The 14,646-nt window shown below is 38.6% G+C and carries 14 protein-coding genes and 1 other annotated feature; of the genes, 5 read left to right on the forward strand and 9 right to left on the reverse strand.

What is annotated here, in order from left to right:
• The first annotated feature begins 1 nt into the window (after nt 1).
• Nucleotides 2–1,522, forward strand: coding sequence for a SulP family inorganic anion transporter (locus LQ50_RS00195; RefSeq protein WP_034624858.1), 1,521 nt, complete (start codon nt 2–4; stop codon nt 1,520–1,522).
• 65 nt (nt 1,523–1,587) lie between these two features.
• Here the strand turns inward: LQ50_RS00195 and LQ50_RS00200 are convergent, their stop codons facing one another.
• The 6 genes from LQ50_RS00200 to LQ50_RS00220 form a co-directional block, all read right to left on the reverse strand.
• Nucleotides 1,588–2,328 (reverse strand): SDR family NAD(P)-dependent oxidoreductase, encoded by a 741-nt coding sequence (locus LQ50_RS00200; protein ID WP_034624860.1) that lies wholly within the window; start codon nt 2,326–2,328, stop codon nt 1,588–1,590.
• Between the two features lie 217 nt (nt 2,329–2,545).
• Nucleotides 2,546–2,695 carry a response regulator transcription factor gene (locus LQ50_RS25280; RefSeq protein ID WP_161784641.1) on the reverse strand — a complete coding sequence of 50 codons (150 nt, stop codon included), beginning with the start codon at nt 2,693–2,695 and terminating at the stop codon, nt 2,546–2,548.
• A 125-nt stretch (nt 2,696–2,820) separates the two neighbouring features.
• Nucleotides 2,821–4,668 (reverse strand): asparagine synthase (glutamine-hydrolyzing), encoded by a 1,848-nt coding sequence (gene asnB / locus LQ50_RS00205; RefSeq protein ID WP_034624862.1) that lies wholly within the window; start codon nt 4,666–4,668, stop codon nt 2,821–2,823.
• 255 nt (nt 4,669–4,923) lie between these two features.
• A complete protein-coding gene (locus tag LQ50_RS00210) occupies nt 4,924–5,829 on the reverse strand; it encodes an EamA family transporter (RefSeq protein ID WP_034624863.1) in 906 nt (301 codons plus the stop codon).
• A 207-nt stretch (nt 5,830–6,036) separates the two neighbouring features.
• Nucleotides 6,037–6,225, reverse strand: a complete 189-nt coding sequence (locus LQ50_RS00215) for a hypothetical protein (RefSeq protein ID WP_034624865.1) — start codon at nt 6,223–6,225, stop codon at nt 6,037–6,039.
• 13 nt (nt 6,226–6,238) lie between these two features.
• The gene (locus LQ50_RS00220; protein WP_034624867.1) at nt 6,239–7,021 is read right to left on the reverse strand and encodes an SDR family NAD(P)-dependent oxidoreductase; all 783 of its coding nucleotides are present in this window, start codon (nt 7,019–7,021) and stop codon (nt 6,239–6,241) included.
• Between the two features lie 131 nt (nt 7,022–7,152).
• Nucleotides 7,153–7,375: a binding site (T-box leader), on the forward strand.
• A gap of 61 nt (nt 7,376–7,436) precedes the next feature.
• Between LQ50_RS00220 and proB the strand changes: the two genes are divergently transcribed.
• The 4 genes from proB to LQ50_RS00240 all read left to right on the forward strand — a co-directional run bounded on the left by proB (nt 7,437) and on the right by LQ50_RS00240 (nt 11,636).
• The gene (gene proB, locus LQ50_RS00225; protein ID WP_034624869.1) at nt 7,437–8,561 is read left to right on the forward strand and encodes a glutamate 5-kinase; all 1,125 of its coding nucleotides are present in this window, start codon (nt 7,437–7,439) and stop codon (nt 8,559–8,561) included.
• Entirely contained in the window at nt 8,558–9,805 is a 1,248-nt protein-coding gene (locus LQ50_RS00230; protein ID WP_034624870.1) for a glutamate-5-semialdehyde dehydrogenase, read from the forward strand. The genes proB and LQ50_RS00230 overlap by 4 nt, the downstream gene beginning before the upstream one ends.
• Before the next feature lie 10 nt (nt 9,806–9,815).
• Complete coding sequence (proC, locus tag LQ50_RS00235) at nt 9,816–10,649, forward strand: pyrroline-5-carboxylate reductase (protein ID WP_034624872.1); 834 nt, start codon at nt 9,816–9,818, stop codon at nt 10,647–10,649.
• A gap of 165 nt (nt 10,650–10,814) precedes the next feature.
• The gene (locus LQ50_RS00240) at nt 10,815–11,636 is read left to right on the forward strand and encodes an ion transporter (RefSeq protein ID WP_052144497.1); all 822 of its coding nucleotides are present in this window, start codon (nt 10,815–10,817) and stop codon (nt 11,634–11,636) included.
• Between the two features lie 119 nt (nt 11,637–11,755).
• Here the strand turns inward: LQ50_RS00240 and LQ50_RS00245 are convergent, their stop codons facing one another.
• The 3 genes from LQ50_RS00245 to LQ50_RS00255 all read right to left on the reverse strand — a co-directional run bounded on the left by LQ50_RS00245 (nt 11,756) and on the right by LQ50_RS00255 (nt 14,391).
• Nucleotides 11,756–13,126, reverse strand: a complete 1,371-nt coding sequence (locus tag LQ50_RS00245; RefSeq protein WP_034624874.1) for an aspartate kinase — start codon at nt 13,124–13,126, stop codon at nt 11,756–11,758.
• A 326-nt stretch (nt 13,127–13,452) separates the two neighbouring features.
• Nucleotides 13,453–14,094 (reverse strand): YgaN family protein, encoded by a 642-nt coding sequence (locus LQ50_RS00250; RefSeq protein ID WP_034624875.1) that lies wholly within the window; start codon nt 14,092–14,094, stop codon nt 13,453–13,455.
• Nucleotides 14,095–14,106: 12 nt separating this feature from the next.
• Nucleotides 14,107–14,391 carry a hypothetical protein gene (locus LQ50_RS00255; RefSeq protein ID WP_034624877.1) on the reverse strand — a complete coding sequence of 95 codons (285 nt, stop codon included), beginning with the start codon at nt 14,389–14,391 and terminating at the stop codon, nt 14,107–14,109.
• Between the last annotated feature and the right edge of the window lie 255 nt (nt 14,392–14,646).

Genomic DNA, 14,646 nt, shown 5'->3' on the forward strand with positions numbered 1-14,646 from the left:
CATGAGTACAAAATCAATTCATTATCCTTTATACAAAAAAGAAGATACCGATGCATTCTTTGCTTTATTTCAAAATAACTTAGCTAACTTTGTTGTAATTGCTGTTACAATGCTCGGAATGGGGTTCCCGGCTAGTATTGTTTTTGGAAAAGTGATACCAGGAGCAGCTGTTGCTGTTATGATCGGAAATTTGTATTATGCTTACATGGCAAAACAATTAGCCGAAAAAGAAGGCCGAACCGACGTGACAGCTCTTTCTTATGGTATAAGTACACCAGTTATGTTTGTATTTTTATTTGGGGTCTTAGCACCAGCAAATGCATTAACTGGCGATCCTGAGCTTGCTTGGAAAATCGGGGTTGCTGCAGCGTTATTAAGTGGACTTGTTGAAGTGCTTGTTAGTTTTAGTGGCAATTGGGTACGTGACCGTTTGCCACGTGCTGCGATGCTTGGAGCAATTGCCGGTGTGGCTTTAACCTTTGTGGCAGGTGAAATGCTCTTTAATACGTTCTCGATTCCCGTAGTAGGACTTGTTTCATTAGCAATAATTCTTGTAGGAATTGTAGCAAAAATTGCCATGCCTTTTAAAATCCCTGCATCGTTGTTTGCCGTGTTAACAGGAACGATTCTAGCATTTGCTCTTGGTTATCAGTCTCCAAGTCAAATCACAGATGGACTAGCTAATATTGGTTTCTATCCAATTCTACCTACACTCGCTCCTTTTGAAGGCATGACATATTTATTTGGTGCCTTAATCGGGATAATGGCTGTACTTATTCCAATCACTTTATATAATGCCATCGAGACGATGAACAATGTTGATGCAATGGCAGCTGCTGGTGATTCATATGATGTACGTAAATGTCAAGCAGTAGATGGTGTCGGGACAATGATTGGAGCCTTTTTCGGAGGTTTATTCCCTACAACTGTCTATATTGCAACAGTAGGTTCAAAACAAATGGGCGCGGGTCGTGGATACAGTATTTTAAATGCAATTGTATTTGGGCTCGCAGCTATAACTGGAGTCATTGCAGCCTTCTCAGCTATTATTCCACTTGCAGCTGTTGCTCCAATTTTAGTATTCGTTGGAATGTCTATGGTTGGAACAGCGTTTCTATCTAATGACAAGAAGTATTATCCAGCTGTTGCTATTGCCATGTTACCTTACCTCGCTAACTATGTTATGACTCGTTTTAATAACGCTGCAGGTGAAGTTGTAGCCGGAATTTCTGAAGGAATTGTACCACTTGGTCAAGGGGCGATGTTTACTGCAATTTTACTTGGGGCGATGACGGTAGCTATTATTGATAAGAACTTTAAACAAGCCATTATTTTCTCTTGTATTGCTGCTTTCCTATCATTTATTGGCTTTATGCATGCACCTGCTTTAGCATTTAATGCAGCTGGAGATTTTGCTGTTGGATATCTGTTAGTAGCTGTATTCTTTGGTTATGCTTCGTTTAAACAACGTTCTGAAAAACAAATCAATTCTGCAAATACAGGAACTAAAAAAATCGCTTAACCGAACAGAAGAGGCCAACTCAAAAGACCTAAACTGATGCAGGGTACCCTTTTTGGGATACCCTGCTATTTTTCATATATCATTTTCCGTGTCATTCCACCATCAATCGTAATATTTTCTCCATTAATAAAATGATTTGATTCATCTGTTAAGAAAAGACAGGCACGTGCAATATCATCCGGTTCGCCAACTCGTTTTGAAAAATGTTGGTCATGATCAATTTGTCTTAATTCTGATTTTTCTCCTGTATGAACCCAACCTGGACTAATCGAATTCACTTGAATCCGGTCCTCTTGAAAGGAAGCTGCAAGAGAATGGGTTAATGCGACGATGGCTCCTTTAGATGCCGCATACGCTTCTGAATGAGGCTCTGACATTTCTGCACGCGTTGATGCTAGATTAATGATCGATCCTTTCTTGTGTTTACGCATGATTTTTGCCACTTCTCTCGAAAACAAAAACACACTACGAACATTGGTATGTTGGATATCGTCCCACTCTTCTATTGTTAGATCAAAGGGCGACTTAAACTTTGAAACTCCAGCATTATTAATTAAGATATTAATTTCCCCATATTGTTGTTCAACCATAGCAACGATTTTTAAAATGTGCTCTTCATTTCTTACATCACAGAATCGAGCATGAGCCTCTCCTCCATTTTCTATTATATTCGTGGCTACTTCTTGTGCTTTCATTTCATTAACATCTGTCACAATTACACGATCTCCATTCGCTCCATATGCTTTTGCGATTGCTTCCCCTATTCCTTGTCCAGCTCCTGTTACGATTACCGTACGATTTGCCATCAACTTAGACCTCCAAGTCACGATTAGTATGTACTTACTTTACATCTATTTTACCCTCTTTTGACATAATTGGAACAATGTAAGCTTTCTCTATAACAAAAATGAAAACGACTAAAAAAGGAAATACCTTTTTTAGTCGTTCTGACTCCCTAGGGGGGAATTAAGACTCGGCCACACCTTAACTCCTCTTATACACTATGCAACTAACTAATTTTCGTTAATCGTTTAAGTTACTGCTTTTCAATAGATCATTTACAATTTCAATCAGTTCAAGGGGACTAAATGGTTTAATTAAAATGGCATCAGCCCCATTATTAAACATTTCTTGCTTATCTTCAGCTTGACCTTTTGCTGTTTGTAAATTCATATAAACCGATTGTCTCTCCTGGTTCTACTACAGAATGATAGAAGGATCTGCAAATTAGAACGGGGTGTCTCATGGTCTGTTTAACCTTGGGACATCCCGTATTCTGAAGTTTTTGTAGCCTCTACTTACTCTTTTATCTTAACATTATACGTATTTAGCCAATAATCCATTTGAATAAAGTGAGCTAGAAGCTGAGGCCCTGCCATCAATTGACCAAAGTAAGGCTGACCTGTAGGGAATCCTCCAGATTCGGCAATCTCTCTTAGAGCGTCTTTATTAATAAATTCAAAAATTGGAGCATCTTTTTGAGCTAACACTTCTTTCATCCCTTTTTGTACAGCTGCCGTATACTTTGGATGATGGGTTTTAGGATACGGACTCTTCTTACGGTATAGGACATCATCTGGTAGCAAGCCTTCCAGTGCTTTTCTAAGAATTCCTTTCTCACGTCCAGCTAATTGCTTCATTTCCCACGGGATGTTCCAAACATATTCAACTAGACGATGATCTGAAAATGGGACTCGCACTTCTAAACTAGCCCCCATACTCATTCGGTCTTTTCGATCAAGAAGATTCGTCATAAACCAAATAATATTTAAGTACGAAATCTCTCTACGTCTTGCTTCTTCAGGTGTATCTTCATCAAAAGTAGGAGTTTCTTGAATCGTTTCTTTATAACGTTGATACACATATTGCTTTAAGTCTAATTTCTTTTTCCATTTATCATTTAATAGGTTTTCCCGTTCATCAATGGAGCGCATCCACGGAAAACCGTCAATATTCATGACTTCAGGTTTATGAAACCAAGGATACCCCCCGAAAATTTCATCTGCACACTCACCTGATAATCCAACCGTCACATCTTCTTTAATTTCATGACAAAACCAAATTAACGATGAATCAATATCCGCCATACCCGGCAAATCTCGAACATCAACAGCTTCTTTTAGCCGATTAGCTAATTCATCAATGGAAATGACTTTATTATAATGTTCTGTCCCAAGTGCATCTGAGACAACTTTGACCCATGGTGCATCTGAATTTGGTTGAAAATCATTGGCCTTAAAGTATTTGTCATTCTCGTCATAATCAACAGAATAACTCTTAATCGATCCCTTTCCTTGTTTTTCATACACTTTTGCAGCAAGAGCTGTTAACGCACTTGAGTCAACCCCACCTGATAAGAACATCCCAACTGGTACATCCGCAAATAGTTGTCGTTCGACTGTATCTTCTAATAAAAAGCGAACATGATCAGCAGTTTCTTCTACAGTATGGATATGTTTTTTGCTTTTTAATGTCCAATAGCGACTAATCTTCGCTCCATTCCGGTCATAGATAAGCATATGAGCAGGTCGTAATTCATTAATATCATCGTACACTCCATGACCTGGTGTTCTTGATGGAGCGAGCCCCATAATTTCAGCAAGACCTTCCGTTTTGACTATCGGTTCAATATCTCGATGAGCAAGCAGTGCTTTTAACTCAGAACCAAAAAGTAAACAGCCGTTACGCACCGTATAAAAGAGTGGTTTTACCCCTAAACGATCGCGAGCCATAAATAGGCTCTCATCTTTGTCATTCCAAATAGCAAAAGCAAAAATGCCATTAAATTTCTCTAAACATTGATGGCCCCATTCAATATAGGACTTTAATAGTACTTCTGTATCAGAGTGTCCTTTAAAATCATGCCCTCTTGCAAGAAGCTCTTTTCTTATGTCTTCAGTATTGTAAAGCTCTCCGTTATAAACAATCGTATATGTTTTATTTTTGTAAGTACGACTCATTGGTTGAATCCCATTTTCTGGATCAACAACTACGAGACGTGCATGCCCAAAAGCAGCATGAGGCGATGTCCAAACATTCATATCGTCTGGCCCTCTACGATGAAGTGTCTCTGCCATTTTTCGTACTTGTTTGTCTTCTTTTCGTAAATCTTGACGCCAATCAATCCACCCTGTAATACCACACATATATCATCAGCCCCTTTTGGGAAGTTTTCTCGTGCTCAAGTAGAGCGGAAATCCGACTTCCTACTACTACCGAGCTTTTCTCTGTAATGTCCATACTAGGCCCTCTACCCATAAACTATCCTATTCAGAAACTTGGGCTAATGTGATGATTTTTTTCTTTATTAAAAATGCGCAACAAAAGCCAGCTAGAACAGTCTCTTAATAAAACTTGCTTTTAGCCGGCTCTTTGCATTATAAAAAATAGTGTTTCTGGTATTACAGACTCGCTTCCTCTTTTTCAGTAATAGGCTTGTTAAATTTAAGTTTACTGTTTCCTACAACAATCCCTAATATAATAAGAAACACTCCAAGCCATTGGGTCCAGTGAATCGTTTCGGATAATACAACTGTTGAGAGAATAATGGCAACAGGTAGCTCAGAAGCAGATAGAATCGTTCCAAGTCCTGCCCCAATATGCGGCATTCCAATCGAAAACAAAAGAGGAGGAAGCGCCACACCAAACAATCCTAAGACGAAGCTATAAGGAAAAACCCCCATGACTGTTGATCCTTCTAAGAGAAACACAGGTGGAAACCATACAGCAACAATGAAAAAGCCACCAAGAGCTAAAAAGGAGCTCTTTTGTACTGGTGGTACGGCTCTTCCTACCGTACCACTTACATATATAAATGTTGCAAACGAGAAAGCTGCGAGTATTCCCCACAAAGCCCCATTCAGCGAAAATCTAACATTTCCTTCAACCAAAAGGCCAGTTGCAAATAGAGATCCTATTAACAAAATACAGATTGCCACCTTTTTTTCACGTGAAGTCCTTTTTTTCTCAAGAATCCATTCCAATAAAGCTCCTATCCATATAAATTGAAACAAAAATATAATAGCCAATGACGCATCTAGTGTTTGTAATGAATGGTAATAGAAAATTCCCGTTAGTCCCATTGGTATACCCGTCAAAAGCAGGTTTCTCATTTCCTTAAACGTTAATTTATTTCTTTTTGTAAAACAGGACAAAACGAAAATCAGGACCGTTCCAATCAAAAATTGTCCTCCCGTCACTGCCCCAACTGTAAATCCAGCTTCATACGCTAACTTTACAAAGGTTGATAAGATCCCAAAGCAGCAACCAGCTAAAAATACAAAACATGCATAATGCCACATCTTCAATCTCCCTCTCTTAATGGACTCAAACAAAAAAAACACACTCTGTGCTATGACAAAGTGTGGTGAAAATAGAGTTTCCTCTAGAAAAGTCCACTCCTGTTTAAGGTGTTTTTTATGTGCTTAAACAGGTTTTAGTTAATAGTTTGGTAGTTTCAATTTTAAAAGCATGAACTAGCCACGTCAACTTCCTTTTTATATACTATAGAATCATCAACTTAAATAAAAGTGATTTCGTTTTTTCATCAGCTTTTTCACATGCTCTTTTGGTTCCCAACAATTAAACTTATAAACTGGTTTTGTTTCAAAACCTAACCGAACACAATGATACTGCATTCTTCCTGCTTTCTTTTCTGCACCAAAATGCGTACATGTTGCACAGCAATGATATCGATTCGTCATAAGTCTCCCCCTTTTATTTTTGATTCAATCTTCTTCCCGCAATTTTCTCGATCACTCCAGGCATAACTTGATACAAAGTTGAACCTACATTCATCCAGCTAGGTAAGTTCAGCTCTCTTTTCGGTTTTTTGATAAGCTCAATTGTCTTAACAGCGACATCCTCTGAATTTAGCATCCAGCGTTTCACATTATTAACATACGTACCTTCCTTATCCGCCCTCTCAAAAAAAGGGGTCTTGATTGGTCCAGGATTAACCGTACTAACATGAATATTTGTATCCATTAATTCCATTCGCAATCCATTTGTAAACCCTAATACAGCATGCTTTGTCGCTGAATACACACTGGACTTCGGAGTTGAAAGCTTGCCTGCTTGCGAGGCAATATTAATAATGTGACCTTGATTGATTTTTGCCATATAGGGAAGAACCGCTTTCGTTAATGCAATAAGACCAACGACATTAACAGAAAACATTTCTTGAACATCATTTATGTTTGCCTCCTCAACTTTGTCAAACACTCCAAACCCTGCGTTATTAATTAGAACATCAACTTGCCCTACCTCTTTCATGATCTGTTCTGTTACTTCTTCCACCATCAATGGACGACTAAGATCAAGCGGGTAGACGAATGCTTTACCTCCTTTTTCCTTAAGTACATCTTTCAACTCCCTTAATTTATTTATATTTCGTGCTAGTAAAACAACGGTATATTCTTGTTTTATTGCTTCAATTGCCAAGTCTCTTCCTAGTCCACTTGACGCCCCTGTTATCCAAATGGTTTTGTTTGTATTCATACTCTACTCCTTACTATTCACTAATTTATTCATTTTTCTGTTTTTTGCTAAAAATTCAAATTCTAATCCTCTTTTTTTAGAGTAAGAGTTGACTCTGAAGCGCCACCCTCATATAATGGAAAAAAACATGATAAACAGCACTGATAGGGATTAGTAAATGATCATTACGTGTATAGAGAGTGACTCCACCGGCTGAAAGAGTCATCACCTCTAATGACATAGAACCTGCCCTTGAGCTAGTCAGCTTTCTAATTTGTATGTTATTAAGCTTGACCGTTCCCCACGATACGGGTAAGAGTGGGCAATATTGCCAACTAAGGTGGTACCGCGGAACTAAGCTCTTCCGTCCTTATTTTAAGGACGGGGGAGCTTTTATTTTTTTATAAAGTTAATTAATTGAAATGAGGAGAGAATCATGAGTCGACAACGTCTCGTTGTTAAAATTGGTAGTAGTTCATTAACAACAAAACATGGTGCTTTAAGTATGGAAAAAGTCACTGAATTTGTCAAAGCCATCGCACAACTTAAAAAAGACGGTCATGAAGTAATAGTCATTTCTTCTGGCGCAGTTGCGGCTGGATTTAAGGCGTTAGGTTACCCAAGTCGCCCTGTCACAATTGCAGGCAAACAGGCGGCCGCGGCGGTGGGGCAAGCGATGCTGATGCAAGCCTATATCGAACAATTTGGAATTCATCAGCTCACACCCGCTCAGCTTCTATTAACTAGACAAGACTTTTCAGATGAAACTCGCTATGGAAATGCCTACTCCACATTAACGGAACTCTTAAAACGAGGGGCAATTCCGATTATTAATGAAAATGACTCAACTTCAATAGAGGAATTGACATTTGGAGATAATGATATGCTCTCTGCCCTTGTCAGTGGGTTAATTCATGCAAATACGTTATGTATCATGACCGATGTAAACGGCCTTTATGATGATAACCCCCAAACAAATCCAAATGCTAAAAAGATTCACTATTTGCCGTATATTACGGACGAACTACTCGCTCTTGCTGGGGAACCAACCTCAAAAGTCGGGACAGGTGGAATGAAATCAAAAGTGAGCGCAGCACAAACTGCCTTAACTTTAGGTGTAAACGTCTTTATCGGAAAGGGCGTACAACAAGATACATTCATTGATATATTAGAAGGCAAGGGCAACGGGACATATATTGGCTCATTTCAACATGAAACGGTTATGCCCACAACCAAACAATGGATTGCACTTCATTCAAAAATATCCGCCAGCCTAATGATTGATAAAGGGGCAGAACAAGCTCTTTTAAATCGTGGGAAAAGTCTTCTACCTGTTGGCATCGTTTCTGTAAAGGGGCAGTTTACAACTGGTGATGTCATTGAAGTGGTCAACGAAAATGGCACCCTTATTGGTAAAGGAAAAGCCAATATGACACTAGAGGAATGTAACCATTTCCGAGGACTGCAAGATACAACGAAAGCAACCATAAAACATAAACAACCTGTTGTCATTCATCGCAATGAATGGGTACCATATATAAAGGAGACGATGAAACGATGAACGAATTAAGAACAAAAGCCAAAAAAGCAGCCGAATGCGCACGCGAACTTGCCACAAAAACAACCATTGAAAAAAATGAAGCTCTCGAAGCAATAGCTGTACAATTACTACAAGAAGAAGAATACTTGCTAAATGAAAATAAAAAAGATATTCAAAAAGCTAGAGATAATGGAACAAATGAAGGAATTATTGATCGATTAACATTAACTTCTACAAGATTAGAAGAGATGGCAGAAGGAATTAGACAGGTGGTCTCACTCACAGATCCAGTTGGGGAGAATTTAACAACGCTACTTCGTCCAAACGGATTACAAATTCAGAAAGTACGTGTTCCACTTGGAGTTATCGGGATGATTTATGAAGCTAGACCAAACGTGACTATTGACGCATCAAGTCTTTGTTTAAAGGCAGGTAATGCCGTCTTACTTCGCGGAAGTTCATCTGCCATTCATTCAAACACTGCACTAGTGAATGTTGTTCAACGTGCATTAGAACAAACAAGCATTCCTGTTGAAGCCATTCAACTCATTGAAGATACTAGTCGCGCAACAGCTACAGAAATGTTTACTTTAAATGAATATTTGGATGTACTTATCCCTCGTGGTGGTGCGTCACTCATTCAGTCAGTTGTCAAAAATGCATCGGTACCAGTCCTAGAGACAGGGGTCGGGAATTGCCACCTGTACATTGACCATAATGCAAATGCGGACATGGCTATCTCCGTTGCTGTGAATGCAAAAACACAGCGTCCTTCTGTTTGTAATGCTGTTGAAACAATTCTTGTAAACGAGAAATGGGCGAATGAACATTTCGAATCATTACTGCAAGCTTTAGCCCAAAAGAATGTTGCCTTTGTTGGCGATGATAAAACAAGATCCTATGACTCACGAATTGGGGCTGCCAAAGAACTGGATTGGGCTGATGAGTTTCTCGATTTAAAAGTCGCCTTAAAAGTCGTTCAATCATTGGACGAAGCAATTGAACATATTCATCAGTATGGCACCAAACACTCTGAGTCCATTATTAGTGAAGATGCAGAACATGTTGCTAGCTTTTTGAATAAAGTGGATGCTGCAGCAGTTTATCACAATGCTTCCACACGTTTTACTGATGGGTTTGAATTCGGATTTGGTGCTGAAATCGGTATAAGTACACAAAAGCTTCATGCCCGTGGCCCAATGGGACTAGAAGCTTTAACATCAACGAAATATATTGTCCATGGTACGGGACAAGTGAAAGGATAGGTGCAAATCGTTGCTACAAAACAAAACCATCACTTTTTTAGGTGCAGGATCAATGGCCGAATCAATCATTGGCGGACTGGTAAGGCATAATGTGGTCGAGTCACAACAGATTATTGCCACAAACTTAAGTGATCAAGGAAAGTTAAACTACCTTGAACATACGTACGGAATTCAAACGACAAGTGACCGTAGCGAAGCAATCCGGCAAGGAGATATTGTCATCTTAGCGATGAAACCCAAACACGTGAAAGAAGCGATTGAGGACATTCAGCAAGCGACTAATTCCCATCAGCTTTTTGTCTCCGTTTTAGCCGGAATTCCTACCTTTTATATTGAAGACTTATTAGGAAGTAAGGCCGGTGTCATTAGAACAATGCCTAATACATCAGCAAAGGTTGGTGCCTCTGCTACTGCGATTACAAAAGGCCGGCATGCGACCGATATTCAGCTTCACGAAGTGGAACAACTATTTTCTTCTGTAGGTACGGTTACAATTGTAAAGGAAGATAAATTAGATGCTGTTACTGGGCTTGCAGGAAGCGGGCCAGCATACTTTTATTATTTAGTTGAAGCGATGGAACAAGCCGCAAAAGAAGCTGGTTTGACAGCTGATGAAGCATCTGCATTCATCACTCAAACGATTATAGGTGTAGGAAAAAGACTTCAATCTACTAGCAAATCCTCAAAAGAGTTATATGAAGAAGTGATGAGTCCTAACGGGACAACAGAAGCTGGAATTAATGTTCTTAAAGCACAAAAGACTCAAGAAGCCATGTGTAAAGCAGTAACTCGTGCTATCTCAAGATCAAAAGAGTTAGGCGAAGTGTTCACAAAAACAAAATAATTCCTTTAGTAAAAGGTAGACACAAATTAAGTGTTTACCTTTTTTTATTGAACCTTCTGTCAACTGACGTATTGAATCGTTCGTTATTGTTATAAACACTTTTTCAATAACTGAAAATCTAGTAGAATAAATAAGTAGATTTGTATTTTAAGGAGCTATACATCCATGGAAAATAGAACGAATGAATTATCTAAATCACCCTTTGTACGTACTATTCAGAAAATAGTCTTTCACCGTGCGTTCACATCAACAATTATAACTCTCATCCTTATTAATGCTATTATTGTTGGTCTTGAGACATACCCTGATTTGTACAAGGCTTATTACGAATGGTTTTACTTGATTGACTATATCCTTTTATGGATTTTCACGATTGAAATTGCGATGCGTTTTATTGCCACACGTCCAACAAAAGATTTCTTTAAGAGCAGTTGGAATTGGTTTGACTTTTTGATTGTAGCTGCTGGGCATATTTTTGTTGGCGCCCACTTTGTCACAGTACTTAGGATATTACGCGTACTTCGTGTGTTGCGCGCAATATCTGTGATCCCATCATTGCGCCGCCTTGTAGATGCCTTATTAATGACGATTCCTGCCCTAGGTAATATTATGATATTGATGAGTATCATTTTCTATATCTTTGCGGTAATAGGCACGATGTTGTTTGCTGGTGTTGCTCCTGAGTATTTCGGGAATCTCCAACTCTCTCTTCTAACATTGTTTCAGGTTGTGACGTTAGAATCATGGGCAAGTGGTGTAATGAGACCCATCTTTGCTGAAGTTACATGGTCGTGGATTTATTTTGTTGTTTTTATTTTAGTTGGCACATTCATTGTTTTTAACCTCTTTATCGGGGTTATCGTAAACAATGTTGAAAAAGCTAATGAAGAGGAAGAAGAGGCAGACAAAAATGCAGAATTAAAAGAACTCCGACAAGAGGTTGCAGAAATGAAAGCGATGATCCAAACGTTAACAGACAGGAAATAAACGAATAGAAGTGCCAGCACGGAGCTAAGTGCATATCAAGGCCTTCATGTTAGATCATGATAGTGAAAGAGGAGTTCCATTCTTAAGAAATGGAACTCCTCTTTTACTAATTAAGTATTCTATTGAACGGTTTCTTCAGCTCCACCAAAAAATTCATGATACAATTCAACAACTGTTCGGTCTGCATCAGAAGCATGAATACCTAAGATCAAACTAACTTCAGAAGACCCTTGGTTAATCATTTCAATGTTTACATTTGCTCTAGTCAAAGCTGCTGTTGCACGTGAGGATATCCCAATTGTATTGTGCATTCCTTCTCCCACAATCATAACCATGGCAAAATCCCGCTCAACATATACATCATCGACTTGTAACTCCTCTTGAATTCTAGCAACAACTCGCTCCTCAATTTCTTCTGTTAATTGCTCTTGGCGAAGGATTACAGATGTATCATCGATTCCTGATGGCATATGCTCATAAGACAACCCTTCGTCTTCTAAAATGTGTAGCAATTTCCGACCAAACCCTACTTCCCTATTCATTAAATATTTACGAACATAAATTGTTGCAAACCCTTCATCTGCAGCTATGCCTATAACTGGATTCATAAAGTATTCTCGTTCAGCAATAATCATTGTTCCAGACGAGGAAGGATTGTTTGTATTCTTTACACAAACAGGAATTCCATTTCTGAATGCTGGAAATAAAGCTTCGTCATGAAACACGGAAAAACCTGCATAAGACAACTCACGCATTTCCCGGTACGTCATTTTTTTAATTTTCACAGGGTTATCAATAATATTTGGATTGGCAGCAAAAACGGAATCCACATCTGTAAAGTTCTCATATAAATCTGCTTTAACGCCTGCAGCTAAAATCGAACCAGTAATATCTGAACCCCCTCTTGAAAAAGTAACGAGCGATCCTTCTTTTGAATAGCCAAAAAATCCTGGAAACACAATAATCTCGTCACGATCACGTAAAGCTTTCAGATGCTCATATGCTTCTGGTAAGACTTGTGCATTCCCTGGTTCATCACTAACAAAAAGACCAGCATCTTCTGGATTTAAATATGTAGCATTTAATCCAATGCTTTGGAAATAGGCAGCAATTAATTTAGCATTGTTATCTTCCCCACTTGCCTTAATTAAGTCCATGCACGCCCCAGGACGATTTCGATCAAACTGCAGTCGCTCTCGCAAATCAGCCTCAATCGTTGCAACGATTTCCTTTCCAAGACCTAACCCTTCTGCAATGTCCTCATAACGATTCAATACGGCTTGTAATTCATTTTCTGTATCTTCACCTTTTAAGAGCGTTTCCCCAAGTTGGATAAGAAGGTCGGTTACTTTTGTATCATCACTGCTTCTTTTTCCTGGTGCGGAAACGACAATAATTTTCCTTTCTTTATCTTCTGCTACAATGGAAGCTACCTTTTTAATTTGCTCCGCACTTGCGACTGATGTTCCCCCAAATTTCGCTACCTTCATCTTATGTCTCCAGCTCCCTTATTCTTCATTTCTCTCTTCATCTGTAAGTTTTTTGAACATTCCCAATATAGCATAATCAACTAGGTTCTGCAAAACGATTCTTACACGTTATAAGCTTACATACTCTCCTGAATCTTCCTGAGTAATTCTCACCACATTGTTCCATACAATCCTCCTTGATTCTTGGCAATGGCTCCCATTCCCTTAAAATCGCTTTTAGTCAGATCCATACTCTGTTCTGATATACCGTCTTTTTACCAAGCATTAGCCCGTTCAACCTTTTCTTGAGTACAAAAAGAGAGTAGGTGAATGTAATCTCCCCTACTCTAAAGTGGTTCATCTTCAATTTGTACATAATACAAAAATAGATGTTCATATTCATCATTTTGCTGGATAGCTTCTTCGTAATTAAGCGTTCTTAAATGTTCTGACTCTACATTTTCAACAAAGTAGGCAGTATATACCTTCTCTCCTATAGGAACATCATCAAATTGATCCAACAAATACCCCCAAGAAGAGGCACCTCGTTTTACCCCTTCTCGATTGAATGAATAGCCTGTTGATCCTGCACTCCCACTATCAAACAGAACTTTGAGCGTCCCAGAAAAGGTGAGATCTTCACCTTCTTCCAAAGAGTCAAGAGTAAATAGAAATCTAGCTCGTTCGTCTTTTCCTTCTAATTCTGGATGATTTGCACCGATTTTCATACCACCCATACTATCGATAAGTTCACCATAATGATAATAATCGACACCTATTTCGACTGATTGAAACTGTTTCAGCCGATCTTGAAATTCAAAATAATAAATTTGATCAGCCAGCAAAGAAAACATCACTTCTTCATTTTCGGATAAAGTGATCTCCTTCATTACCTTCTCATTTCGATCAATTGAAGAAGAAATAAGCGAATCACAACCAGCTAAAAGCAAAATACTCATAAGACTAGCTATCCATTTCCTCAATTCCACCACTCACTCTCATTATTGAAAAATACCTATTAAAAATGGTTTGGTTTCTTTCAACTGCTCCTCTGTGCAAGAGGATTCACTTACATATTCAAGCTCTTGTGCAAACTTTAATGTCGTCTCTTCTAGATTATTTGTTAGATCAGCTTGATCAAAGCATGCTGGTGCACTGTACACTTTATTTGTATGATCTAAAATAACTCTTGTATCATCAGGTGCTGTGACCGTTATTGGCACTACCAAACCAATGATAAGTAGCAATCCTGCTAATGTTATCCAAAGAATTGTCCCTTTTTTCATTCTATACCTTCTTTCCACTCTTTACCTTCTAATCTCTTTGTAGAAAAAAATCGATTTTCTTGTTTCCTTTTCCCTTTGTAGTGTAATATGGAGTAAGCATAACCCGCAACTATTTTTCATCATCCTATGTTAGTTGTGGATATTTTCATATGCTAGAATTTTTCCTTCTAGTTGTTCTTGAACAGCTAGAAAACAATGAGTCGAAATCATTGTTTAAGCACGCATAGAAAATAGAATTAATCTTCAGGAGTGATA

Source organism: Halalkalibacter okhensis (assembly GCF_000787375.1).
Taxonomy (GTDB): domain Bacteria; phylum Bacillota; class Bacilli; order Bacillales; family Bacillaceae_D; genus Halalkalibacter; species Halalkalibacter okhensis.

Coding starts and splice junctions, on each gene's coding strand:
- LQ50_RS00195 (WP_034624858.1), top strand. CDS start 2: ATGAGTACAAAATCAATTCATTATCCTTTATACAAAAAAGAAGATACC.
- LQ50_RS00200 (WP_034624860.1), bottom strand. CDS start 2,328: ATGGCAAATCGTACGGTAATCGTAACAGGAGCTGGACAAGGAATAGGG.
- LQ50_RS25280 (WP_161784641.1), bottom strand. CDS start 2,695: ATGAATTTACAAACAGCAAAAGGTCAAGCTGAAGATAAGCAAGAAATG.
- asnB (WP_034624862.1), bottom strand. CDS start 4,668: ATGTGTGGTATTACAGGGTGGATTGATTGGCGTCAAGATTTACGAAAA.
- LQ50_RS00215 (WP_034624865.1), bottom strand. CDS start 6,225: ATGACGAATCGATATCATTGCTGTGCAACATGTACGCATTTTGGTGCA.
- LQ50_RS00220 (WP_034624867.1), bottom strand. CDS start 7,021: ATGAATACAAACAAAACCATTTGGATAACAGGGGCGTCAAGTGGACTA.
- proB (WP_034624869.1), top strand. CDS start 7,437: ATGAGTCGACAACGTCTCGTTGTTAAAATTGGTAGTAGTTCATTAACA.
- LQ50_RS00230 (WP_034624870.1), top strand. CDS start 8,558: ATGAACGAATTAAGAACAAAAGCCAAAAAAGCAGCCGAATGCGCACGC.
- LQ50_RS00240 (WP_052144497.1), top strand. CDS start 10,815: ATGGAAAATAGAACGAATGAATTATCTAAATCACCCTTTGTACGTACT.
- LQ50_RS00245 (WP_034624874.1), bottom strand. CDS start 13,126: ATGAAGGTAGCGAAATTTGGGGGAACATCAGTCGCAAGTGCGGAGCAA.
- LQ50_RS00255 (WP_034624877.1), bottom strand. CDS start 14,391: ATGAAAAAAGGGACAATTCTTTGGATAACATTAGCAGGATTGCTACTT.